Below are 21,441 nucleotides of genomic sequence, written 5' to 3'. Positions count from 1 at the left end.
TTTACGCCGTGTGGCCGGGTTTGAGCCCGGCGACGGCGTTGTAGCGTAGGGCGTCGGTGCGGGCCGGCGGGGGCGAGGCGGCCTCCGGCTCGATGAGCATGCCGACGTGGTCGCCCAGGTCGTGGCGTTCGAGGATCCGCCCGGTGAACCAGCCCGCGGCCGCGCTGAGGATCGGCACGTCGGACGGGCCGGGGTGCCACTTGCAGTGCGCGAACTTGTTGATGTCGTCGCCGGTCTCCGCACCGAAAAGTGCGGCAAGCGAGGACTGTTCGCGACCGAGCAGATGCACCGCCAAGTACTCGGCCGCCATCGCGACGCCGAAGGTGAAGTTGGTCTTGGAGATGCCGACCAGAAACCGCGGCGGTTCGATGCTCACCTGTGAGGTGAAGCCGACCAGGCACCCGGCCTGGCGCCCATCGGCCCGTGTGGTCACGACGAACACGGGATAATCAGCGGCCGCGATCACCGCGTCGAAACCGGAGCGATCTGTGGTGACGTTGTCCGACATGATCCTCGCGCTCGGCTCGGCCGCCGTCCGGACCGCGTTCGGGTGCGGCGCGGACCACGGCAAGTGGGCAGTCCATAGACCACACTACGAGAAGTCGGTGGTGCGCAGGGCCCATCGATTCCGGCTCTCGGGCAGCGCGTCAGGTCAGCGGTCGAGGTCCTGGCGGAGTTTGAGCAGGTTCGCCTTCTCCGCGAGGAGCCGTTCGATACCCGCGTCCAATTGCCGGGTGCGTTCGTCGAGCTGGGCCAGTACGTGCTCGCGATCTTCCTCGGTGGCGCTTTGCGGGGCGGTGCAGGCGATATGGATCAAGGTGGCGGCTTCGGTGAGCGAGAGGCCCGAGGCGAGCAGACAGCGGATGTCGTGCACCGTCTTGACGTCCTCCTCGCGGTAGTGCCGGTACCCGTTGGGGTCGCGCTCGGGGGTCAGGACGCCCGCGTTCTCGTAGTGGCGCAACATCCGTGGAGTCGCGCCGGTGCGCCGACTCAAATCCTTGATCTGCACCTGAGCTTCTCCTTGACATTGACGTTAGTGTCATACTTTACCTTGGCCGGTATGACGAACGAACGCAGTCGGCCGAAAGTACTGCTCGTGGTGTCCCATCCGGACCACGAGTCCGCCACCTGGGCCATCTCCCGCGCCGTCGAGCAGGGCATCCAGGATGGGAACACCACCGCTGCCGTGCACGATCTGACCGCTTCGGGATTCGATCCGGTATTCCGGCCTGCGGATCTCGCGGTGCATCGGCTGCTCGGTGGGGTGCCCGCCGATGTGCGGCGGGAGCAGGAGTTGATCGAGTCGGCCGACGTCGTTGCCGTGTTGTTCCCGGTCTACTGGTGGTCGATGCCCGCGCTGGCCAAAGGCTGGATCGATCGCGTGTTCAGCCGCGGCTGGGCCTACGAGAACACCTCCCCCGACGGCCCGAGCGCGGTGAAAGAACTGCACTTCATCGCGTTGGCGGGCATCAATCAAGGCACCTTCGATCGTCGTGGGTACAAGGACGCGATCACGCTGCAGCTCGAGCACGGTATCGCCGGTTACCCCGAGATCGCCGAATCCTCCGTCGAAGTTCTCTATGGGACCGAGACCAGTGACCCGCATGCTCATGAAGAACTAGCCGCCCAGGGGTACAAACTCGGTAGCGGCCTGGCGCAGCGTGCCCAAGCGGCGTTCGACCGGAAGGTTGCGTTGGGCTGAGCGCAACACAACTAGCTCGCCTGCACGAGTGACGCGACGATCTGGCCGAGTTGCGTGGCCCGCCCGGCCGGGGTGCGTGCCTTCATCAGCCGAAGGAACAGCGCGTACTGCCGCGTCCGATCCAGCAGTTCGAATTGGACCCGCGCCCGCTCGTCCTCGGCCAGCGCGGCGGCCAGATCGGCCGGGACGGTGGCGTCGCGCTGGCGCTGGTAGGCGGCTGCCCACCGCCCGTCCGCCTCGGCTGCCCGGATCGCCGCCAGGCCGGGCTCGCGCATCCGGCCCGCGACGATCAGTGCCTCGGCCTTCGCCACATTCACCTGCGACCAAGGGCTTTTCGGCCGCCGTGGCGAGTACCGCTGCAGGTAGTGCTGGTCGTCGAAGCCCTTGCGATGGCTGTCGATCCAGCCGTAGCACAGGGCGACGTCGAGGGCGTCGCCGATCGTGATCCCCTCGGCGCCCTTCTTCGCGATCAGCAACCAGACGCCCGCCGACTCGTCGTAGTGGTCGGCCAGCCACGACTCCCAGTGCGCCGCGTCCGGGAAACGAAGAGAACCTGCGTCGATGCTTTCCATGAACCCATCATCCGCAGTTAAGTGCTCACCAAATGAGCACTTTCATCATCGAATTCGACCGCCGCCCTTTGGTGACCAATCCAGAACCGGCTCGGGTCCGAATACCCACGCCAGAGCCGTCCACAGAAACGAGGTCACCCCGTGCACTATCGACCCGCTCATCTCGTCGCGACCGGTGCCGCCACCTTCGCGACTTTGTTGGCCGTCGCCCCGGCCACGAACGCCGAAACGTCGCCGAGCTACCGGTGCGCGACGATCACGCCCGGAAAAGCCATCGGCGACAACCTCGCTCCCGTCGAAGCCGGTAAATGCACCGCGGCGAACAAGGCCCCGAAGGCAGGCGAGATCCACGGCTTCTTCTTCATTCTCGATTCGGCGAAGAAGGGGCAGTATTTCGTCTGCGGCGTCAAACCCGACGGCAAGCTGGCCGGTGCCACGGAGGAGACCGGCGCAGCCGCCCTCACCGGCGACGTCACCGCCGACGGGTGCATGGAGTTTCCCAAGGGGAAGTTGAAGTTCACCCCCGAGCAGTTCGAGCAGGAACTTGCCAAACAAACCAAGAAGATCGGCATACCGAGCTAGCGGTCAGCACGTACTGGGAGCTGGGCGCCCGGCGAAGCGGTCGGCCAGGTAGTCCAGCGCCCGGGGCGCTCCCGCCAGCATGGCGGCACCGTGATCGGCCCCCGGAATCATGTCCAGCCGCACCGGGGTCCCCGCACGGCAGTACCGACCCGCCACGTCGCGAACCGCCTGCGGCGACACCACATCATCGGTGCCGTGCCACTGGTACACCGGGACCCGCGGTACACCGCCGAAATCCTGGATACTGTTCTCCCGCAACACCTGCGCCGTCGCCGGATCGTCATCCAGGGCGCCGCCGGTGAAGACATCGGCCAGCCGGCGGTTGGCCCCCGCGTCGATGATCTCGGTGGCACAGGCGTTGGCTATCCGGTCGCGCAGCGCCAACCCCGCAGGATTGAGCCGCGGCTCCAGCCGTAACCGATCGGGATACTCCCGCTCCAATCCCACAGCCGCTGCGAAACCCAGCCCGAACAGCTGGTTCGGCGTCGACCCGACATCACGGGCCAACGTAGCCAGGTTCACCGGCACCCCGCCCTGCGCGGCACCGACGATCGGCAGTTCCGGCGCGTACTCCGGCGCGAGCGCGGCAGCGAATCCGGTGGCCATGCCCCCACCCGAATAACCGGCCATACCAACGGGGCTCGCAGCCAGACCCGCAGGCGCAAACCTTTTCACCGCGCGGATCCCGTCGAGGGTGAGCGTGCCGCCCAGCCGCGCCGCACCATAGGCACTCGCCGGCCCCAGATGATCTGGCACCGCGATCGCCCACCCGCGGGCCAGCAGCAGATTCACAGCAGGCGCCTCCTGCATCGTCCCGTCGAACAGACTGTGCGACGGCGCGCACCGCACCCCGAGCGAGTTGACGAACGGCTGATACGACACCAGCGGCCGATTCCCCCCACCAGGCGGCACCAACACCGTCGTCACCGCCGCGATCGGGACGCCCGCCGAGTTCGTCGACCGATACGACAGCTGCCACGCCACCACCCCAGGAAACCCAGGCGCGGAAACCTGCCTACTGCGCACCACATCCCCCGCGGCATAGTTCGCGAGATCCCCTGGCGCCGCGTAGAACCCATCGGATTCACCGACCGGATACACCGGCGCAGCCGCAGCCGACGGCACCCCTACCAACCCGACGACCGCCATCACCAACCACACCAAAACCCTTGTCACACCACGAAATCGGGTCGTCATAGCGCAGCCACTCCTGCTGGTTCGGGTCATCTGTGGCGGCGACCGAGCTCCACCGCCTACCGCAACAGCTCCGTCTCCCGGATACCCACACTCCGCTCGGCATACCAGGTCTAGACAATGGTGAACCACGGGCGCACGCCAGGTCGCGCGTGATAGTGCACTCCTGCGGCGCGGCCTGAGCCGACTACCGCCGCTAAGCCCAGGCCCAACACCGCGGCGGCCGGTTGTCACGATCGGCCCAACCGCTTCCTACACCGCGATATCGAAGCCGCAGCCGGGTCGAGTCTGTGCGTCGAGCCCGGCTGCGGTATCGAGCCATCTACTGAGTGCGAGTCAGACGCCCCGTACCGAGTGGATCTGAGGGGCGACGTCGGAAGGAACGTTGGACTGCAAGCCTGGATTCACGTTGAAGATGACCCCGCCGCGGTAGTTGTATTCCGTATACCCCTGCCACCACTGGGAGGTGCGATTCCAGAGCGAATGCACCTGGCCATCCATGTTCTGCAGGCGAAGGTCGGTTGATCCGAGCCGGAAGTAGGCTATCCGGCCGCCGCCGTTAGGTTCGCTGAAGATGCAGAAGCGAGCGGCCGGGCATCGGTCGTACCCCGCCTCGGCCTGCGCCGGTGCGGCTAACGCGCCCATTCCGGCCAGCCCGGCGACCGTCAGCGCCGCCGCCATACCCTGTCTGATAGTCATGCGCATTGCCATGTCCTCCCCATCAAGTTCAATGTTGCACTTACCGTGAAATCGACGGTAGCCCAACGGAAGTCGCGTGGAAATGCGATGAAATTCCCCAGTTGTGGCATCACTGAAACACGCAGGCCCACCGTGATTTCGGCGCTGCGGCTGCACCAGCGCGCCACCGAGGCGCGGCTCGGCGCGGTTTGCCGGTAGTCACGACCAAGCCGCCGAGCTCAGCATCTGATCCGAGAGATCGGTTACCGCGGCGGCCCCTCCGAACCAACACCGCGACAACCCATCTCCGCCCTCGCCCCCCCTCGCCGGTGATCCCCTGCACCGGCCCCCTGAGACCGAAGACGCCGCTGATCCCCTCCACCGGCGGCGCTTCGACCATCGGGCTCCGTTGCCCAGCGGATGGCACCGCAATCATCATCAGAAGCACAGATGTGCCGCCAAGCCAGGTGAGGCGATCACACGGTGAATCAGCAGGTCAGCGCGGTCGGATCGAAATTCCGGTCCGGAAGAAGACGTCGGCACGCGGACCTGGGCGAAGCCGCTGGTAAATGGTCGTCCCCGACGAAACGAGAGCGGCTCATACTCTTCCTGAGCATGAGCCGCTTATGCGTGGGTGTGGGGCGGGCGGGGCTCGAACCCGCGACCAATGGATTATGAGTCCACGGCTCTAACCGACTGAGCTACCGCCCCTCTTCTGCGGGTGTACCGCAGGCGTGGGGGATGCTACCGGCTGGGGTGGGACTTGCACCACTCGGACCCGGGGTGGCGGTTAGGGTGGGGCGTCCGGCAACCGTTGTGGAGGGTCGACCATGTCGAGTGTGTTCGCGAAGGTGCTGAAGGCGCATCAGTGGGTGTACGAGAACAGCGGCGGTTGGGTGGGGCATCGGGCGCTGTTCGGGAATCCGACGCTGTTGCTGCGGACGGTGGGGCGTAAGACGGGGCAGGCGCGCACGTCGGCGTTGACGTATGGGCGGGACGGGGCGGATTACTTGGTGACGGCGTCCAACGGTGGATCGCCGCGACCACCGGGGTGGCTGGCGAATGTGAAGGCCAATAAGGAGTGTGAGATTCAGATCGGGCGGCGCAAGGTGCCGGTGGTCGCGCGGGCTACCTATCCGGACGATTCGGACTATGACCGCCGGTTCGCGATCGTGGACAAGGTCAACAAGGGTCGCTACCGCGCCTATCAGAAGATGACCAAGCGGCCGATCTCGGTGGTGGTGTTGACGCCTGCGGGTCAGTCTCGGTAGTCGTCTTCGCGCTCGTCCCAGTCGTCGGGATCATCCCTGTCCCATTGACTTTCGTCTTTGGGCGGTCTGCTGGCTATTTGCACGACCACCACCACGACAGCGAGTACCAGTAGGACCACACCCACAACGATCAGAGTCTCCACGCAGGGCACCCTAGCGCCGAGCCAGGGTGCCCGCCAGAGCTTGCTCGGGTGGTCTCTCAGACAGCGGAATCCAGCGTCAGCAGGGTGCGGCCGACCGCAGTCCTGGATTCGATGGCGGCGTGTGCCTTTTCGGCCTCGTCGAGCGGAAAGGTTTGGCCGATCACCACTTCCAGTCGCCCGGCCGCGGCCTCGGCGAGCGCGCGCTCGGCCAGCCGCGGCCACTCGGTCTCGGCGTCGGTGATATCGAGCAGACCGGTCACCGTGATGCCGCGCGCAGCCGCCGACGCACTGTCGATCGCCGCGAATTCGCCTGCGGCCATGCCATAGCCGAGGAATCGTCCATTGTCCGCGATGGCCTCGAGGGCGGCTTCGCCCAGTGCACCACCCGCGCCGTCCAGCACGACATTCGCCCCCGCACCACCGGTCGCCGCCCTGGCCTTGTCCGACCAGCCGGGCTCGGCGTAGTCGAGCACGGTGTCGGCGCCGACGCGTTCGGCCAACGCCAACTTCGCGCTGCCTCGCGCCGCGGCGATCACGTGTGCACCCGCCGCACGCGCGAGCTGGATCAGCAGGGTGCCGAGTCCACCGCCTGCCGCCGTGATCAGCACCCATTCCCCCGGCCGGATCGCGGCCTTGTCGAACACGGCCAATGCGGTTTGCCCGTCGTGCGCGAGCGCGACGGCCTGCGCCAGGCTCAACCCGTCGGGCACGACGGTGAGTGTTGCCGCGCTGGCGAGTGCCTTCTCGGCGTAGCCGCCGATCGGCTGGCCGCCGCCGATCTTGCTGGCTGCGGTAGCGGTGGTGACACGCTTGCCGATCCAGGACGCGTCCACTCCGGCACCGACCGCGCTGACCACGCCGGCCACCGCGCCACCGGGCACGTAGGGGGTCGCCAGCTGGAAATAGTCCCCACCCCATCCGCCGCGCAGCCGGGCGTCCAGGAACATCACGTCGGCGGCGGCCACATCCACCACCACCTCGCCCGGTCCGGCCACCGGCTCCGGCACGTCATGCACCGTAAGTACTTCGGGCCCACCGAATTCCGCTACCTGCACAGCGCGCACGACCAACCTCCATAGCTTTCCTGTTTCGTCCGACAGGAATCAGCATGGAACCTGAACCGTTATTGAGGTCAAGCCGTGTGCGAGTGGTTTCACTCAGCGCGAAAGCAATTCACGAACTGCCGCCACCACAACTGCTACCCCCGCCACCACAGCTGGAGCTACTTCCACCACTGCAACTGCTACCCCCACCGCAGCTGCTGCCGCCGCCACCGCTGTCGTGGTGACCTCCGCCGTGCTGGTGGTGCCCGCCCCCGGACTCCGGATACCAGCCTCCGCTGCAACTACTCGACGAACCGGCATCGATACCGGCGACACCCGCCACCCAGTACGAATCAGAACTGCTGCCATATCCGTGGTGCGAATCACCACGCTCAATCCGGTAGCGCGGATTGCGCCTGTTACCACGCTTCGACCGGACGATCACGCTGATGATGACCACCGCCACGACCGCAAACACCAGGATCAGGAAAAGGAGAACTCCACCCATTCATGAACCGTAGCGGCCCCTCCCGCCTGCGTACAGTGAACTGTGCCGTCTTTCAGCTTCCGCAGACCCCGGCAGAGCCCGATCGATCTCGGTGCCGTGAACGCCGCCGTCACCGCGCTGGAGTTGCCCGAGGCCGTCTACAAGACAGTCCCGTGGCAGCCGCGCGACCTGGTGGAGACGGGCCTACGGCAATGGTTGCGCTGTTGTGGCGCGGCCATGCGCGACGGACAGGTCATCGGCATGCCGTCACACGCGGTGGACGAGGCATGGCACGGCTTCATTCTGTGCACCGAGCGGTATGCCGCGTTCTGTGCCGACGCGTACGGCCGCTTCCTGCATCACTTCCCGGAAGGTGCTGGGCCACCGAAGGTTTCGCACGGCTCGATGGGCGAGCAGCTCGGCCGCACCGTGGTCGCCTGGGCGCTGGTCGCCGAGCCGGGCGAGTCCGGTGTGCTGTGGGATCTGGACAGCAGGGTCGGCGTCGAACACCCGTGGGGCGTCGACGCCGCGCGCGTCGCGGCCATCGAGGCGGAGCTGCGCACCCTGCCCGCCGGCTAGGTGAGCTTCACCCGCGCCGCGACGAACCGGCCGATCGCGGGTGCGAGCCTGCTGACGTGGTACTGCACCCTGGCCTCCGGGGTGACCGGGACGATGCTGCGGTCCTTCTCGACCGCCCGCACTATCTGCTCGGCCACCTTCTCCGGACCGTAGCGCCGCATCCGGTAGAGGTTGTCGTAGCGCTCCTGCTTGCGCTTCTCCTCCTCCGCGCTGACACCCGAGAAGGTCGTGTTGGCAACGATATTGGTGTGCACGATGCCGGGGCAGATGGTGTGCACCGAGATGCCGCGACCGGACAGTTCCGCACGCAGGCAGTCGGAGAACATGAAGACCGCCGACTTGCTGGTGGAGTAGGCGCTGAACCCTTGCTGCGGACTGTAGGCCGCCATGCTGGACAGGTTGACGATGTGTCCGCCCAGCCCCCGCTCGGCCATCGCGGCGCCGAAAGCCCGGCACCCGTTCACCACGCCGCCGAGGTTGATCCGCATGACCCGGTCGAACTCCGCCGCCGAGGTGTCGAAGAAGCCACCGGCCTGGCCGATTCCGGCGTTGTTGATCAGAATGTCCGGCACGCCATGGGTTTCCAGCACGGCGGCGGCGTGATCGGTCACCGCTGCCGCGTCGGACACGTCGAGCTGGTACGCATGCGCCACACCATGTTCGGCGGCGATCAGCTCGGCCGTCTCCTTGGCCGCGACGAGATTGATGTCGGAGAGCACGATTTCGGCGCCGCGGCGCGCCAGCGCCAGCGCCGTCTCCCGGCCGATACCGCTGCCACCGCCGGTGATCACCACGAGCTGATCCTCGAACGGCTTTGCGCTACGGCCGACTTCGGCTCGGCGCAGCCCGCGCGGGGCCGCGCCGCCGCCGAGCGTGTCGATCAGCTCGGTGGTCGCGGTGGCCAGCAATTCGGGGTGGGAGAACGGCATCCAGTGCCCGGCGGGCACATCGCGGCGCCACAGCCGCTGCACCCATTTGCGTTCGTCGTCGTATCCGGCGGGCCGGACGGCGACGTCGCGGCCCGCGACGATCAGCTGCACCGGCACCTCGGTGTGCCGCTCGCGCGGCGCGAGCAGCCGCTGCACGATATTGGCCCGGTAGATCAGCAGGCCGTCGACCATGTCCTGCCGGAACGTCGGGCCGAGGATCACCTTCGACGGCGATGTCTCGTTCATGATCGAGACCACCCGCTGCCAGCGCTGCTCGGTGCCGAGCAGTCCGAAGACGGCCCTCGGCAAGCCCGGCGTCATAAAGAAGAAGGTGTACGCCGAGGACAAGACCTGGCTGAACGGCTGCCAGAGATTGCGCGGGGTGGGCCGGGACAACCTGGCGCGCATCCAATTCGCGATGTGGTCCAGGTTCGGCCCGGACACCGAGGTGAACGAGGCGACCCGCGCGGCCGCCTGCGGCTCGCAGACCGCCTCCCACACCTGCACCGAGCCCCAGTCGTGCGCGAGCACATGCACGGGCCGGTCGGGGCTCACCGCGTCGGCGACGGCGAAGAAGTCCGCGGCGAGCCGGTCGAGCCGGAAGTCCTCGGTGCGCCGGGTGCGGGTGGAGCGCCCGTGCCCGCGGGTGTCGTAGGTGACGACGTGGAAGCGGCGCGCCAGCAACGGCACCACCGCGTCCCAGAGGTGGTTGGTGTCCGGCCAGCCGTGCACCAGCAGCACGGTCTCCGCGCTCGGATCGCCGTATTCGTAGACGGCGAGCTCGAATTCGCCGCTGCGCACCGTCCGCTCGGCGGCCACGAGCTCCGGTGGTTCGATGGTCGTCATCGGTTTCTCCTTGCTGACCAGAGGTCGTGGTTACAGATCGAGCACCAGTCGCCCACCGGGCGAGCGGGATACGCAGACGAGCATCTCGCCCGCCTCGTGTTCGGCCGGGGTGAGCACGGTCTCCCGATGCTCCGGTTCGCCTGCGAGCACCCGGACCTTGCAGGTGCGGCAGAAGCCCTGGCGGCAGGAGTAGGGGCGGTCCGGGCGGGTCGTCAGGATGGTGTCCAGCACGGACCGATCGGCGGCCACCTCGACCACTTCACCGGTGGACGCGAACTCGATCTCGAACGGCACGCCGTTCACGATCGGGGGTGGCGAGAAACGCTCGGAATGCAGTTCCACCCAGGGCATTTCGCGTATGGCGGCGGCGACGGTCGTGGTCATCGGCACCGGACCGCAGCAGTAGACCGCCGTGTCGGCCGCGACACCGTGCAGCAGCGCGGCGGCGTCGGGCAGGCCGTGCTCGTCGTCGGTGCGCACGGTGACCCGGTCGCCGAACCCGGCGATCTCGTCGAGGAACGGGATGGTGTCGCGGCTGCGGCCGGTGTACACCATCGACCACTCGATACCGAGCCGCTGCGCGAGCCGCGCCATCGGCAGGATCGGCGTGATCCCGATCCCGCCCGCGATGAAATGCAAACGGGCGGCCGGTGATCCGTGGCCGGGCACCGCGAACGGGAAGGCATTGCGCGGCCCGCGCACCGTGATCGGCGCGCCGACCGGAAGATTGTCGTGTACCTCCACCGACCCGCCGCCACCGTCCGGAATGCGACGCACCGCAACGCGATACGCCCGGGTGTCGGCGGGGTCGCCGCACAGCGAGTACTGCCGCAACCGGCCCGAGGGCAGGTCGAGATCCAGGTGGGCACCGGGCCGCCACGGCGGCAGTTCCCGCCGATCCGGCGCCGCCAGTCGCAGACTCACCACGTCCTGGTCGTGCGCCTCGATCCGCCGTTCGGTCACCACCAGGGCCAGCCGGTGATCGTCGACCCGCGGCGCGAGATCGCGCCGGTTGATCATCGTCGTCCAGCGCAGTCGCGCCGAGGCGACCGCGTCGAGCACCCGCACCGCCCGGTCGCGGTCGCCCTTGCCGAACAGGTCGGCGGGCAACTGTTCTGGGATCTGCCGCGAAGTCACGCTCCAACCCCAGCCGATTCCGTCACGACGCGACCGCCTGCGCGGCAGGCGATTTCGCCAGGTATGCCACCGCCTGCGCGGTGGACCCGACCGTCTCGGGGTCGTAGCCGGGCTTGAAGGTGGACAGCGCGCTCCACAGCAGCGACGGCACGCCGGGCAGCGCCCCACGCCACATCGCGCCGAGCACCCGCTTGATCAGCCGGGGGTAGCCGAGGTCGGGCAGCGAAGGGTCCTGGTGCACCATGAATTTGGTGCCGCGCACCACCAGCGTGATGAAGATCGGGAAGACGATCGTCATGATCGCCGCGCGCCGCACGTAGCCCGCGCCGAAGTAGACCGCGACATCGTGGGCCACGTGCCGGTGTTCGACCTCCTCGGCGCCGTGCCAGCGGAACAGATCCGCGATCCGCGGGTCGGCGCCGAACTTCTCCAGGTCGGCGTTGAGCACCCAGTCGCCGAGGTAGGCGAAGAAATGCTCGAGGCAGGCGATGAACGCCAACCGCTCCACCATCACCTGACGCTGCGCGACGCCGTCGGCGGCCTTCGGGCCGAGCGTTTTGCGGAACAGGTATTCGGCTTGGCGCACATAGGGTTCCGGGTCGATGCCGTGCGCGGCGAGCACCTCGTTGAGCACCTTGTCGTGTGTCTCGGCGTGCATGGACTCCTGGCCGATGAAGCCGAGCATGGCCTCCCGCAACTTGTCGTCCTTCACGAACGGCAGCGCCTCGGTGTACGCGGCGCAGAACATGCGCTCCCCCTCGGGCAGCAGCAGATTCAGCGAGTTGATCAGGTGCGAGGCGATCGGCTCGGCAGGCATCCAGTGCAGCGGCGTGTCGGCCCATTGGAACTGCACATTGCGTGCGTGCAGTGCTACCTCGCCCGGATCGGTATCCGGCCCTCGGCCCCGCCGAAGTAGCTTCATCGGTACTCCTCTCACGACCGCGTCGTCGCGCGCCTTCCTGCATGGCTGTAGCAAACATCATACACATACATGCAACTACGGGTTACATGAAGATCCGTGGCCACCTCGAAGGACATTCAGCCCCGGCGCGCGCACCGGACCGCGGCCGCCCACCAATACCGCCACCCCCCTTGACATTAGAGCCGTGCACTGTGAGCCACCTCGCTCCCGTTCCGGCCAAAACTAGAACGCGTTCTAGTAGTCTTCCGCTATGGAACGACTAACCGGATTGGATGCCAGCTTTCTGTACCTGGAAACCGGGACCCAGCACCTGCATGTGTGTGCTCTGCTGATCCTCGACCCCAGCTCAGGGGATTATTCCTTCGAGAAATTCAAAGCCGAGCTAGGCAGGCGCCTACCCCTCATTCCGCAGATGCGCCGCCGCGTCTACGAGGTTCCGTTCAATCTCGATCACCCGGTCTGGGTGGAGGATCAGAACTTCGACCTGGACTATCACCTTCGGCGCATCGGTATCCCCGCGCCCGCGGGCCGCCGCGAGCTGGCCGAGCTGGTCGGCGACATCGCCAGCCGGCCGATGGACCGCGACCGCCCGCTCTGGGAGATGTCGGTGGTGGAAGGCCTCGACGACGGCAAGATCGCGGTGATCTGCAAGTACCACCACGCCGCGGTGGACGGCATCACCGGCACGAACATGATGATGCACCTGTGCGATCTGGAACCGGATGCGGCCAAGACCCCACCCGCCGAGCAATGGCGACCGGAACCGAGCCCCAACGATTGGCAACTGCTGGCCAAGGCAGTGGTCAAGTTCCCGACCAAAGCGGGCATCGTCGGCATGGTGCCGAAAACCCTGGGCATGGTCGCCGGTTTCGCACAACGCCGCCGGAAGGACAAGGCGGGCATGGCGTTACCGTTCTCCGCGCCGCGCACGCCGTTCAACCTGGCCATCACCCCGCATCGCGCGGTCGCGTTCACCGACGCGGAACTGGGCACCATCAAGGAGATCAAGTCCGCCTTCGGGGTGAAGATCAACGACGTGGTGCTGACCATCGTCGCGGGGGTGCTGCGGGCCTATCTGGAGAAGCACGACGAACTGCCCGACCGATCGCTGGTCGCGTCGGTGCCGGTCTCGGTGCACGAATCCTCGCGGCACACCGCGGGTATCAACAAGGTGTCCACGCTGTTCGCCCGCCTCGGCACCGACATCGCGGACCCCGTGCAACGTCTGCGGCAAGTAGCCGAGGACAACCGCAGCGCCAAGGAGGAACACGACCTGATCGGCGCTGACTTCCTCCAGGACTGGTCGAAGTATGCCCCGCCGAACACCTTTCAGCTCGCCGCGCGGGTGTACTCGTCGCTGAAGCTGGCCGAGCACCATCCGGTGGTGCACAACCTGGTGGTATCGAATGTGCCTGGCCCGCCGATGCCGCTCTACTTTCTCGGCGTGCGGGTGGACGGGATGTATCCGTTCGGCCCGGTCTTCCACGGCGCCGGGCTCACGGTGACCGTGATATCGAACAACGACGATCTGGACTTCGGCTTCATCGCCTGCAAGGAGCTGGTGCCCGACATCGCCGAGCTCGCCGACGCGGTCCCCGACGTGGTCGCCGAATTGCTCGCCGCCGCTCGGCAACTGGGATGACCGGCAACTAGGCGCCTGTTCGTCATCGCCGCCGAACAGGCGCCGAGCCGCACTCTCACACTCGCGCGGCGACCGCCCCGCAGGCTTCGAGCAGCGCGGGCACGAACAGCTCGGCCTCCAGCACACAGGCCGTGTGCCCCGCCTTGATCAGATGGATACTGGCCCCGGGGATCATGGTCGCCATCTCCAACTGCCGATAGACCGGAATGGCCCGGTCCCGCGTCGTGATGACCACTGCGGTAGGCATTTTCAAGGTCGGCAACCACGCGGTCGCGTCGAATCGTCCGACCTCACCGATCACCTGGGTGATCGCCCAGCCGCTGGTGCTGCGCAACTCGGTGAGCGCCCAGCGCTCCAAGCTGCCTGGTGCCCAAGCGATTTCCGGTAGCTCCGGCAGCCGACCGGCGAATTGCTCGATACGCCGGAAGGAATAGGGTCCGAACGCCGCGGCGAACGCGCCGAACGCCTGATGAAAGGCGCGCTCACGCCACTTCTCCTGGAACCGATACGGGGTGGCGCACAGCACCAGCCCACTCACCCGATCCGGATGCCGATGCGCGGCCGCCAGACTCACCACACCACCGAGCGAGTAGCCCGCGCAGATCGCCTGTGGCACGCCGAGCGCGTCGAGTACGGCGGCGACGTCGTCGGCGCAGTCGTCCACCGAGAACCGCTCGGAGCGGATGCCCCGGCCATGCCAGCGCTGGTCGAACAGGATCACCCGGTATCGCTCGGCCAGTGCCGCCAGCGCGGGAAACCAGTTCAGGTAGGCGGTGCAGCCGGTGCCGTGCAGCAGGACCAGCGCGGGCGCACCTTCCGGCCCGGCGATGTCGACCACATAGGTGCGGCCGCGTCCCGGCAATTCGACCAGTCGCCCGCCGGGGACCTCGGCGATGTCGGGCACCCGCCTGGCGAACCGGCGCAGCGCCGCCGTGGATCGTGAGTTCGTCATCGTGCGCCTCCCGCGGATCGCGGACAGAATTAGAACGTGTTCTACACGATGATGCCACAGCGGCGACAGGGACCGGACACCGAATCCGCATCAATTGCGGTGGCCGCTCCGAATACCCAGGCTCGCAACACTTTTCCCCGATACGCGAAGCGATATGGCACGATCGGATGCGAGACCAGCACCCGATCCGGCGCACTTCTGTAACTTGTTCTAGTACGTTGGGCGTGGACGAACGAGAGACGGAGGTGCCGCGATGGGGCGGTTGACCGGCAAAGTGGCGTTGATCAGCGGCGGCGCCCGCGGCATGGGCGCCGCACACGCCAAGGCCATGGTGGCCGAGGACGCCCGCGTGGTCCTGGGCGACGTGCTCGACGAGGAAGGCGCCGCGGTCGCCAAGGAACTGGGCGACGCCGCCGCCTACGTGCACCTCGACGTGCGTGAACCGGGCGATTGGCAGGGCGCGGTCGCCGAGACGGTGCAGCGGTTCGGCTCGCTCAACGTCCTGGTGAACAACGCGGGCATCGCCAACGGCAACCTGCTCGTCGACTTCGAACTGGCCGAATGGCAGCGGATCATCGACATCAATCTCACCGGCACGTTCCTCGGCATGCAGGCCGCAACCCCCGCGATGACCGAGGCGGGCGGCGGCTCGATCATCAATATCTCCTCCGTCGAAGGCATGCGCGGCAGCGTCGGCCTGCACGGCTACGTCGCGACCAAATTCGCTGTCCGCGGCCTGACCAAGTCCACGGCACTCGAGTTGGCGCAGCACAACATTCGGGTCAACTCGGTACACCCCGGCCTGATCACTACGCCGATGACCGAGGGCATCCCCGCGGAGTTCCTGCAGATCCCGATGGGCCGCGCCGCCGACCCGTCCGAGGTCGCCGCGTTGATCACCTTCCTGGCCAGCGACGAATCGTCCTACTCGACCGGTGCCGAATTCGTCATCGACGGGGGGCTCACCGTCGGTATCCCGCACAAGCCGTTCGACGATCTGCCTCAGTCCCCGTAGTTGTGCGGCATATCGCGGGTGAGCAGTAGCGCCAACACCGGCAGCGCCATCAGCGCGGCACAGGTGAGCACATTGACCCACTTGTAGGCCACGACGATCGCGGCGAACTCGCGCAGAATCGCCGAGGGCAGGTAGTAGAACGCCGTCCGCGAACCGGTCACCTCGGCGTCGAGATCGAGGCGCCGAGCCAGTATCGCCGTGCGCAGGATATGAAAGTTGCTGGTCACCAGCACCATTCGGGTGGATTCGCCGCGCTCGCCCAGTAACCGCTTGGTGAAGAGCAGGTTTTCCCGCGTCGTCGTCGAACGGTCCTCCTGCACAACACTGTCGGCGGGCACACCGTTGTCGATGAGGTAGCTCGCCATCGCCGAGGCCTCCGACACGGCCTCGTCGGAACCCTTGCCGCCGCTGGTGATCAGCAGCGGCCTGCGTCCTGCCGCGCGCTCGGCGCGGTACACCTCGATGGCGCGATCCAGGCGACTCGCCAGCAGCGGCGGCACTCGCGCGCCGACCAGGCCGGAGCCGTGCACGACAATCGCGTCCATGCCGGGCCGATAGGGCAACGCCCCGTAGAACAGTGAATACAGCAGGAAACTGGCGAACAGGAATCCGATGTAGCTCACCGCCATGGTCACCGACGCCAAAATCACGACGACCCAGATATCGCCGGTGAAAATGGCCACCGCGAGCCACACATAGGGCACGAGCAGGGCGACGCCGAGTCCGAGCGGAAGCAGATTCGCCAGACGCAATCCTTCGCGGCGAACCATCTGCCCGCCGTTGACCATCAGCAAACCGGCGAGCACGAGCACGAGCAGCGGCGACAACAGCACGAGCAGGCCGGCCAGCACAACGGGCAGGTCACCCTTGGCGCCGGAGCCGATCAGCCAGACACCGGCGAATGCCAACCCGAGCAGCAGAAACACACCGTTGCTCAGCCGCCGCCGATCGCTGCGGAACCGCAGCAGGAACACACCCAACAGACCGAGGCCGACTACGAGCAGCATCACCAGGCCACCGTAACCGGCCAGCCGGCAATCGGGTGGCGCCGCCCGGCCGTTGTCGATTCTTCCGCACGGCGCGGCTCCCGCCCGGCTTTCCCTTTTTCCCATATCGTGTCGCTCGTCCGAACACCGGCCGGGCGATTATTCACGGCTAATTTTCGGATTATTCGACTTTCCACATGCCCCACAATCCCCGTGAATGTCGTGATGAATGGGAGTCGCTCATCGCCATGCTTGGACACATCCGCCCCGCGCTCGCCGTTGTCGCACTGTTGATTTCGGTCGCCCACGTGGCCGTCGTGCCGGGTACCGCTGCGGCGCAACCGATCTACCCGCTGCCGGACCCGGATCCCTTCTACGCGGCGCCCGCGGATCTGGATCGGGCGAAACCAGGCGACGTGCTCGGTGTCCGCTCGATGCCACCGTTGCTCAGCTTCCCGGGCACCACCGTCACGATGATCAAGTTCCGGTCCACCAATTCGGCGGGTAACCCGATCGCAGCCACCACTACCGTGCTGACCCCGCCCGGCCATGCACCCGGTGCGCCGCTGCTGTCCTATCAGCACATCATCAACGGCCTCGGCGCCCAGTGCGCTGTCTCGCGGGTGCTCTACACGGCCGACCCGAATCTCGTTGTCCGCGAGGCACCCGCCCTCAACGCGGTGCTGCTGCGCGGCTGGTCGGTGGCGCTGCCCGACCATCTCGGGCCGACCAGCGCCTACGGGGCGGCCAAGCTGGGCGGAATGATCACGCTCGACGGTATCCGGGCGGCCCGTCGGGTCGCCGAACTCGGTGTCGCCGAGAGCCCGGTGGCGATGTTCGGCTACTCCGGCGGCGGCATGGCCACGGGCTGGGCGGCCGCGCTCGCGCCGACCTACGCACCGGAACTCGAGATCGTCGGCGCGGCCGAGGGCGGCGTTCCGATGAACCTGGTGAAGATGACCGAGGGGCTCGGCTACTCCAGGCATCCGGCGTTCGGGCTGGCGTTCGCCGCGGCCATCGGGCTGGAGCGGGAGTACCCGACGCGACTGCCGATCAGCGACAGTCTGAACGCCACCGGCCGGGCCATGCGCGACCAGATCGCCAACGGCTGCACCAACGAAATCCTGGCGGCCGGCGCCGGTCGCAGCGTGCTCGACGTGGCCAGCTCCACCGCGCTGGCCGAGGACCCGAGTGCCCGGTCGGTGCTCGAGGAGAACAGCCTGGAACTCTACGAGGGCGTGCCGAAAATGCCTATCTACCAATGGCGTTCGCGGGAGGACGCGCTGATTCCAGTCGCCTCGATAGACAATACGGTGCGCCGGTACTGCGCGGCGGGCGCGCGCGTCGATTCGGAGCTGATTCCGAGCCCGGACCATCTGACCACCGCGGTGCTCGGCGCTCCGGCCGCGATGTCGTGGCTCGACGACCGGTTGCGCGGCGTGCCTGCGCCGACCGACTGCTGATCGCCCAGCACGAAGTCCCGATCCGGGTGCGCGACTGCGCCGCACCCGGGTCGGGCGACCTAAGGTGGGGGCATGGTCACGATCATCGGCGGCGGCATCGCGGGCACGTTGCTGGCAGGCGCACTGGCACGCGCCGGCCACCCGGTCACGGTGTGCGAAAGCCAACCGGCCGTCGGCACGGGAGCCTTTCTGGCACTGGATGATCGGGCACATACCGCCATGGCGCGGTTGGGCGTCTCGATAGACCGGCTGCACGCGGCGTCGCATCCGCTGGCCGAGCTGCGTGCGACGGATCGTGCCGGGGTGGTGCGCGGCGGCGCCGGTACCGATCGCCGCATGTATTTGCGCGCCGACCTTATGCGGGTCCTGACCGAATTCGCCGCTGCCACAACGGCTGCCATGCACTACGACACTCCTGTCACCGAGCTGAACGGCGTCGACGGGGCACTGTACAGCGGAGAACGACGACTTCCGGCCGATGACGTGATCATCGCCGCCGACGGCATCGATTCGCTCGCGCGCCAGCGCCTCGAACCCGAGCGCGTGGCCGAATACGCCGGTCAGCTAGTCGTTTACGGCGTCACCAACCGGCCGATTCGGCCGAGCACCGAACCGTCCGTGCTGCACTTCCACCGACACCTCGACGATGACGGCAGACCCGTCAGTACCTTCGGGCACTTCTGGAACAGCGAGGTATCGCTGTGGTTCACTCGCCTCACCCGGGCACCGCTCCCGGTGGCAGAGGTCGGATCTCAGCCGATCGACCGGTGGGTCGAGCCGATTCTGCTCGGCACCAAGGCGATTACCGAACTCGCCGAAACCATGCTGGCCGCGACCGGCACCGTGCACGTCTCCAACGCGCGGACCGTGCCGCTGGCCGGCGCGCGGGCACCACAGGCCCCGGTGATTCTGTGCGGCGATGCCGACCACGCGATCACACCGGCCGCGGGTGTCGGTGCCCGCGACGCCATCGAGGACGCGGCGGCGCTCACCGCGGCGATCACCGGTGGCGGTGCACCGGCCGCGGCAATGGCCGAGCGACGGCGCGAGATCGTCACCGAGCGCGCCGCGTCCGCTCAAATGTTCCGCAGCGCACCGTAACTCGGCGGCGCGGGGACGAATTCGTCCCCGCGCCGCCGAAAGAAACCTGTGCGACTAGGAATCCTTGCCACCCTCGTAGGCGCTCTGCCTGGCCTCATCGAGGTTGGCTTCGGCGCGAGCCTTCTCCGCCTCGGCTTCCTTCTTGGCGGCCTCACGCTCGGACTCGGCCTTGTCCTGCTGGGCACGGCCCTCGCTCTTCAGGCCTTCGTTCCCGGTGACGATGCCCGCGGCTTCCTTGGCCTTGCCCTTGACATCTTCGACGACGCCCTCGACGGCCTCGCGCGGTCCGCTGTCGTGCTTGGTCATGACTACTCCTCCAACTAGGGGTGTGGGCGGTCATTCGCCGCATACCCGGCCCCCTCGGCTCCAATCGGTTACGGACATGGTGCGGGCTGTGTCTCGCATCACGTCCGGACAACAGCGAACCCGGTTCTCGCTGAACAACACTCATAATTGCAGTACCGGCAACATTCTGGTTTCGACTGTGACACGCCGGGTTTCGTTCACCCGAAGATCGAAGCCACCCACGTCATGATCAACGACTTTCGCCCTCACGCCGAAGGTCCGGCCAGTACCAGACCCGCCGCCAGCAGCGTCATCACCACGGCGATAGCGGAATCCAGCACGCGCCACGCCATCGGACGGGCGAACAATGGGCCGAGCAGGCAAGCGCCGTACCCCAGCGCGGTGAACCAGACGACGCTGCCGACCATCGCGCCGGCCCCGAGGAACCACCGGTCAGGGGTGGCGTAGGTACTCGCGATGGAACCAAGCAGTACCACTGTGTCCAGATAGACATGCGGATTCAGCCAGGTCAGGGCGAGACAGGTGGCCACGGTGGCACCCAGCGCGACCGTCGCACCCGCCGACCCCGCGGCCAACGTCGCCGACCCGAACGCCCGGCGGGCCGCGAGTGCGGCGTAACCGAGCAGAAACGCGGCGCCCGCATACCGAACCACCGTGAGTACCCCGGGCACCGAGTGCACGACCGTACCGAATCCCGCGACGCCCGCGGCGATCAGCACCACATCCGACAGCGCGCACACCACGACCACCGCGAAGATGTGCTGCCTGCGCACCCCCTGGCGCAGCACGAAGGCGTTCTGCGCGCCGATGGCCACGATCAGCGAGAGTCCGACACCGAGACCGGAGAGGGCCGCCACGGCCGCCGAGGAGACGTTCATATTCATCGACGCTAAGCAGCACATTATCTCCAGGCAAACTAAAGTTTCTGCACTACCATTACGATTCCTTAACATGGATCTCCAGCTGGATCAGCTCCGCGCGTTGAACGCGGCGGTCACCGAGGGCACCTTCGACGCAGCGGCCAAGAGCCTGCGGATCACGCCGTCCGCAGTCAGCCAACGGATCAAAGCGCTGGAAGACGCGGCAGGCCGCGTCCTGCTGCAGCGCACAAAACCGGTGCGCGCCACCGAATCCGGGCTCGCGGTGCTGCGGCTGGCGAGGCAGATCGACCTGCTCGCCGTCGACACCGCCCGCGAGCTCGGTGAGGCGCACCGACCGGCCCGGCTGCCCATCGCGGTCAACGCCGACTCACTGGAAACCTGGGTGCTGCCCGCGCTGGCCGCCGCGCCACCCGGTGTCTGTTTCGAGATCCACCGCGAGGACGAGGAACACACCACCCGGCTGCTCCGCGACGGCACGGTCATGGCGGCGATCACCGCCACCGCCGCGCCGGTGCAGGGCTGCAAAGTCGAACGACTCGGCGCGATGCGCTATCGGCCGATGGCCGAACCGCGCTTCGCGCGCACCTGGTTCGGTGACGGTGCTACCGCCAAGGCTTATGCGGCGGCACCGGTAGTGCTATTCGATCGCAAAGACGATCTGCAAGACCGGCACCTGCGCCGCCGCAGCCGTCAACCCCTCGATCCACCGCGGCATTACGTTCCGTCTTCTGCCGGTTTCCTGGCGGCGGTCCGGCTCGGATTGGGCTGGGGGATGTTGCCGGACCTGCAATCCCGCAATTTTACTACCACCGAGCTGGTGCCCATCGATGGTGCGGCATTCATCGATGTGCCGCTGTACTGGCAGCAATGGCGGCTCGACTCACCGGCATTGAGCGCGGTGGCCGCTGCGATAGCCGCGACAGCGGCGGAATCGCTGCGCTGACTAGCGCACCCGGCGATGCGCGTGCAGTTGTGCGGCACAGTACTTTTCTCCTCGCCGAGTTCGATGC

Annotated in this window: 23 protein-coding genes and 1 tRNA gene; 9 read left to right on the top strand and 15 right to left on the bottom strand. The window is 67.2% G+C overall.

What is annotated here, in order from left to right:
* Position 1: 1 nt before the first annotated feature.
* Entirely contained in the window at positions 2 to 508 is a 507-nt protein-coding gene (locus tag ACIHA7_RS15930; protein WP_397289910.1) for a flavin reductase family protein, read from the bottom strand.
* 144 nt (positions 509 to 652) lie between these two features.
* Positions 653 to 1,009: a MerR family transcriptional regulator gene (locus tag ACIHA7_RS15925; protein WP_397289908.1), complete on the bottom strand. Its 357-nt coding sequence runs from the start codon at positions 1,007 to 1,009 to the stop codon at positions 653 to 655.
* A gap of 51 nt (positions 1,010 to 1,060) precedes the next feature.
* On the opposite strand from ACIHA7_RS15925, the gene ACIHA7_RS15920 reads away from it, so the two are divergent.
* Complete coding sequence (locus tag ACIHA7_RS15920) at positions 1,061 to 1,702, top strand: NAD(P)H-dependent oxidoreductase (RefSeq protein ID WP_397289906.1); 642 nt, start codon at positions 1,061 to 1,063, stop codon at positions 1,700 to 1,702.
* Positions 1,703 to 1,713: 11 nt separating this feature from the next.
* Here ACIHA7_RS15920 and ACIHA7_RS15915 read toward each other — a convergent pair whose 3' ends face one another.
* Positions 1,714 to 2,274: a YdeI family protein gene (locus ACIHA7_RS15915; protein WP_397289904.1), complete on the bottom strand. Its 561-nt coding sequence runs from the start codon at positions 2,272 to 2,274 to the stop codon at positions 1,714 to 1,716.
* 141 nt (positions 2,275 to 2,415) lie between these two features.
* Here ACIHA7_RS15915 and ACIHA7_RS15910 point away from each other — a divergent pair, with 141 nt between their 5' ends.
* The gene (locus tag ACIHA7_RS15910) at positions 2,416 to 2,856 is read left to right on the top strand and encodes a hypothetical protein (RefSeq protein ID WP_397289902.1); all 441 of its coding nucleotides are present in this window, start codon (positions 2,416 to 2,418) and stop codon (positions 2,854 to 2,856) included.
* Positions 2,857 to 2,859: 3 nt separating this feature from the next.
* Here ACIHA7_RS15910 and ACIHA7_RS15905 read toward each other — a convergent pair whose 3' ends face one another.
* From ACIHA7_RS15905 to ACIHA7_RS15895, 3 genes are all read right to left on the bottom strand, one after another.
* On the bottom strand, positions 2,860 to 4,053 hold the full coding sequence (locus tag ACIHA7_RS15905) for a lipase family protein (RefSeq protein WP_397289900.1): 1,194 nt from the start codon (positions 4,051 to 4,053) through the stop codon (positions 2,860 to 2,862).
* A 333-nt stretch (positions 4,054 to 4,386) separates the two neighbouring features.
* Positions 4,387 to 4,755 carry a peptidase inhibitor family I36 protein gene (locus ACIHA7_RS15900; protein WP_397289898.1) on the bottom strand — a complete coding sequence of 123 codons (369 nt, stop codon included), beginning with the start codon at positions 4,753 to 4,755 and terminating at the stop codon, positions 4,387 to 4,389.
* Between the two features lie 610 nt (positions 4,756 to 5,365).
* A tRNA-Ile gene (locus ACIHA7_RS15895) sits at positions 5,366 to 5,439 on the bottom strand.
* A 119-nt stretch (positions 5,440 to 5,558) separates the two neighbouring features.
* Between ACIHA7_RS15895 and ACIHA7_RS15890 the strand changes: the two genes are divergently transcribed.
* Positions 5,559 to 5,999: a nitroreductase/quinone reductase family protein gene (locus ACIHA7_RS15890; RefSeq protein WP_397289896.1), complete on the top strand. Its 441-nt coding sequence runs from the start codon at positions 5,559 to 5,561 to the stop codon at positions 5,997 to 5,999.
* Here ACIHA7_RS15890 and ACIHA7_RS15885 read toward each other — a convergent pair.
* Together ACIHA7_RS15885 and ACIHA7_RS15880 are read right to left on the bottom strand one after the other, a co-directional pair.
* Entirely contained in the window at positions 5,987 to 6,142 is a 156-nt protein-coding gene (locus ACIHA7_RS15885) for a hypothetical protein (RefSeq protein WP_397289894.1), read from the bottom strand. The genes ACIHA7_RS15890 and ACIHA7_RS15885 overlap by 13 nt on opposite strands.
* Before the next feature lie 56 nt (positions 6,143 to 6,198).
* A complete protein-coding gene (locus tag ACIHA7_RS15880; RefSeq protein ID WP_397289892.1) occupies positions 6,199 to 7,206 on the bottom strand; it encodes a zinc-binding dehydrogenase in 1,008 nt (335 codons plus the stop codon).
* A 529-nt stretch (positions 7,207 to 7,735) separates the two neighbouring features.
* On the opposite strand from ACIHA7_RS15880, the gene ACIHA7_RS15875 reads away from it, so the two are divergent.
* The gene (locus tag ACIHA7_RS15875) at positions 7,736 to 8,251 is read left to right on the top strand and encodes a hypothetical protein (protein ID WP_397289889.1); all 516 of its coding nucleotides are present in this window, start codon (positions 7,736 to 7,738) and stop codon (positions 8,249 to 8,251) included.
* Here ACIHA7_RS15875 and ACIHA7_RS15870 read toward each other — a convergent pair.
* The 3 genes from ACIHA7_RS15870 to ACIHA7_RS15860 are packed head-to-tail and all read right to left on the bottom strand — an operon-like array spanning position 8,248 to position 12,085.
* The gene (locus tag ACIHA7_RS15870) at positions 8,248 to 10,026 is read right to left on the bottom strand and encodes an SDR family oxidoreductase (protein WP_397289886.1); all 1,779 of its coding nucleotides are present in this window, start codon (positions 10,024 to 10,026) and stop codon (positions 8,248 to 8,250) included. The two genes, ACIHA7_RS15875 and ACIHA7_RS15870, sit on opposite strands and share 4 nt — an antisense overlap.
* Positions 10,027 to 10,056: 30 nt before the next feature.
* Positions 10,057 to 11,163: a PDR/VanB family oxidoreductase gene (locus tag ACIHA7_RS15865; RefSeq protein WP_397289884.1), complete on the bottom strand. Its 1,107-nt coding sequence runs from the start codon at positions 11,161 to 11,163 to the stop codon at positions 10,057 to 10,059.
* 22 nt (positions 11,164 to 11,185) lie between these two features.
* Complete coding sequence (locus tag ACIHA7_RS15860) at positions 11,186 to 12,085, bottom strand: metal-dependent hydrolase (RefSeq protein ID WP_397289882.1); 900 nt, start codon at positions 12,083 to 12,085, stop codon at positions 11,186 to 11,188.
* Positions 12,086 to 12,335: 250 nt separating this feature from the next.
* On the opposite strand from ACIHA7_RS15860, the gene ACIHA7_RS15855 reads away from it, so the two are divergent.
* Complete coding sequence (locus tag ACIHA7_RS15855) at positions 12,336 to 13,727, top strand: wax ester/triacylglycerol synthase family O-acyltransferase (RefSeq protein ID WP_397289880.1); 1,392 nt, start codon at positions 12,336 to 12,338, stop codon at positions 13,725 to 13,727.
* A 55-nt stretch (positions 13,728 to 13,782) separates the two neighbouring features.
* Here ACIHA7_RS15855 and ACIHA7_RS15850 read toward each other — a convergent pair whose 3' ends face one another.
* Entirely contained in the window at positions 13,783 to 14,679 is an 897-nt protein-coding gene (locus ACIHA7_RS15850; protein WP_397289877.1) for an alpha/beta fold hydrolase, read from the bottom strand.
* Between the two features lie 253 nt (positions 14,680 to 14,932).
* Here ACIHA7_RS15850 and ACIHA7_RS15845 point away from each other — a divergent pair, with 253 nt between their 5' ends.
* Positions 14,933 to 15,694, top strand: a complete 762-nt coding sequence (locus ACIHA7_RS15845) for a glucose 1-dehydrogenase (protein WP_397289875.1) — start codon at positions 14,933 to 14,935, stop codon at positions 15,692 to 15,694.
* On the opposite strand, the gene ACIHA7_RS15840 is transcribed toward ACIHA7_RS15845, so the two are convergent.
* Positions 15,682 to 16,701, bottom strand: a complete 1,020-nt coding sequence (locus ACIHA7_RS15840) for a YdcF family protein (protein ID WP_397290790.1) — start codon at positions 16,699 to 16,701, stop codon at positions 15,682 to 15,684. The two genes, ACIHA7_RS15845 and ACIHA7_RS15840, sit on opposite strands and share 13 nt — an antisense overlap.
* A 227-nt stretch (positions 16,702 to 16,928) precedes the next feature.
* Here ACIHA7_RS15840 and ACIHA7_RS15835 point away from each other — a divergent pair, with 227 nt between their 5' ends.
* Together ACIHA7_RS15835 and ACIHA7_RS15830 are read left to right on the top strand one after the other, a co-directional pair.
* Positions 16,929 to 18,143, top strand: coding sequence for a lipase family protein (locus tag ACIHA7_RS15835; protein WP_397289873.1), 1,215 nt, complete (start codon positions 16,929 to 16,931; stop codon positions 18,141 to 18,143).
* Between the two features lie 72 nt (positions 18,144 to 18,215).
* Entirely contained in the window at positions 18,216 to 19,244 is a 1,029-nt protein-coding gene (locus ACIHA7_RS15830; RefSeq protein WP_397289871.1) for an FAD-dependent oxidoreductase, read from the top strand.
* Between the two features lie 54 nt (positions 19,245 to 19,298).
* Here ACIHA7_RS15830 and ACIHA7_RS15825 read toward each other — a convergent pair whose 3' ends face one another.
* Together ACIHA7_RS15825 and ACIHA7_RS15820 are read right to left on the bottom strand one after the other, a co-directional pair.
* The gene (locus ACIHA7_RS15825; protein ID WP_107654943.1) at positions 19,299 to 19,550 is read right to left on the bottom strand and encodes a CsbD family protein; all 252 of its coding nucleotides are present in this window, start codon (positions 19,548 to 19,550) and stop codon (positions 19,299 to 19,301) included.
* A gap of 245 nt (positions 19,551 to 19,795) precedes the next feature.
* A complete protein-coding gene (locus tag ACIHA7_RS15820) occupies positions 19,796 to 20,428 on the bottom strand; it encodes a LysE/ArgO family amino acid transporter (protein WP_397289869.1) in 633 nt (210 codons plus the stop codon).
* Positions 20,429 to 20,501: 73 nt separating this feature from the next.
* Between ACIHA7_RS15820 and ACIHA7_RS15815 the strand changes: the two genes are divergently transcribed.
* Complete coding sequence (locus ACIHA7_RS15815; RefSeq protein ID WP_397289867.1) at positions 20,502 to 21,374, top strand: LysR family transcriptional regulator ArgP; 873 nt, start codon at positions 20,502 to 20,504, stop codon at positions 21,372 to 21,374.
* The last annotated feature ends 67 nt before the right edge of the window (positions 21,375 to 21,441 follow it).

The organism is Nocardia sp. NPDC052316 (assembly GCF_044547795.1).
Taxonomy (GTDB): domain Bacteria; phylum Actinomycetota; class Actinomycetes; order Mycobacteriales; family Mycobacteriaceae; genus Nocardia.
Note: the sequence above shows the minus strand (reverse complement) of the source record. Positions and strands in the feature narration are given on the sequence as shown.

Coding starts and splice junctions, on each gene's coding strand:
- ACIHA7_RS15855 (WP_397289880.1), top strand. CDS start 12,336: ATGGAACGACTAACCGGATTGGATGCCAGCTTTCTGTACCTGGAAACC.
- ACIHA7_RS15930 (WP_397289910.1), bottom strand. CDS start 508: ATGTCGGACAACGTCACCACAGATCGCTCCGGTTTCGACGCGGTGATC.
- ACIHA7_RS15860 (WP_397289882.1), bottom strand. CDS start 12,085: ATGAAGCTACTTCGGCGGGGCCGAGGGCCGGATACCGATCCGGGCGAG.
- ACIHA7_RS15840 (WP_397290790.1), bottom strand. CDS start 16,701: ATGCTGCTCGTAGTCGGCCTCGGTCTGTTGGGTGTGTTCCTGCTGCGG.
- ACIHA7_RS15900 (WP_397289898.1), bottom strand. CDS start 4,755: ATGCGCATGACTATCAGACAGGGTATGGCGGCGGCGCTGACGGTCGCC.
- ACIHA7_RS15825 (WP_107654943.1), bottom strand. CDS start 19,550: ATGACCAAGCACGACAGCGGACCGCGCGAGGCCGTCGAGGGCGTCGTC.
- ACIHA7_RS15890 (WP_397289896.1), top strand. CDS start 5,559: ATGTCGAGTGTGTTCGCGAAGGTGCTGAAGGCGCATCAGTGGGTGTAC.
- ACIHA7_RS15870 (WP_397289886.1), bottom strand. CDS start 10,026: ATGACGACCATCGAACCACCGGAGCTCGTGGCCGCCGAGCGGACGGTG.
- ACIHA7_RS15830 (WP_397289871.1), top strand. CDS start 18,216: ATGGTCACGATCATCGGCGGCGGCATCGCGGGCACGTTGCTGGCAGGC.
- ACIHA7_RS15835 (WP_397289873.1), top strand. CDS start 16,929: ATGCTTGGACACATCCGCCCCGCGCTCGCCGTTGTCGCACTGTTGATT.
- ACIHA7_RS15815 (WP_397289867.1), top strand. CDS start 20,502: ATGGATCTCCAGCTGGATCAGCTCCGCGCGTTGAACGCGGCGGTCACC.
- ACIHA7_RS15905 (WP_397289900.1), bottom strand. CDS start 4,053: ATGACGACCCGATTTCGTGGTGTGACAAGGGTTTTGGTGTGGTTGGTG.
- ACIHA7_RS15915 (WP_397289904.1), bottom strand. CDS start 2,274: ATGGAAAGCATCGACGCAGGTTCTCTTCGTTTCCCGGACGCGGCGCAC.
- ACIHA7_RS15850 (WP_397289877.1), bottom strand. CDS start 14,679: ATGACGAACTCACGATCCACGGCGGCGCTGCGCCGGTTCGCCAGGCGG.
- ACIHA7_RS15920 (WP_397289906.1), top strand. CDS start 1,061: ATGACGAACGAACGCAGTCGGCCGAAAGTACTGCTCGTGGTGTCCCAT.
- ACIHA7_RS15820 (WP_397289869.1), bottom strand. CDS start 20,428: ATGAACGTCTCCTCGGCGGCCGTGGCGGCCCTCTCCGGTCTCGGTGTC.
- ACIHA7_RS15845 (WP_397289875.1), top strand. CDS start 14,933: ATGGGGCGGTTGACCGGCAAAGTGGCGTTGATCAGCGGCGGCGCCCGC.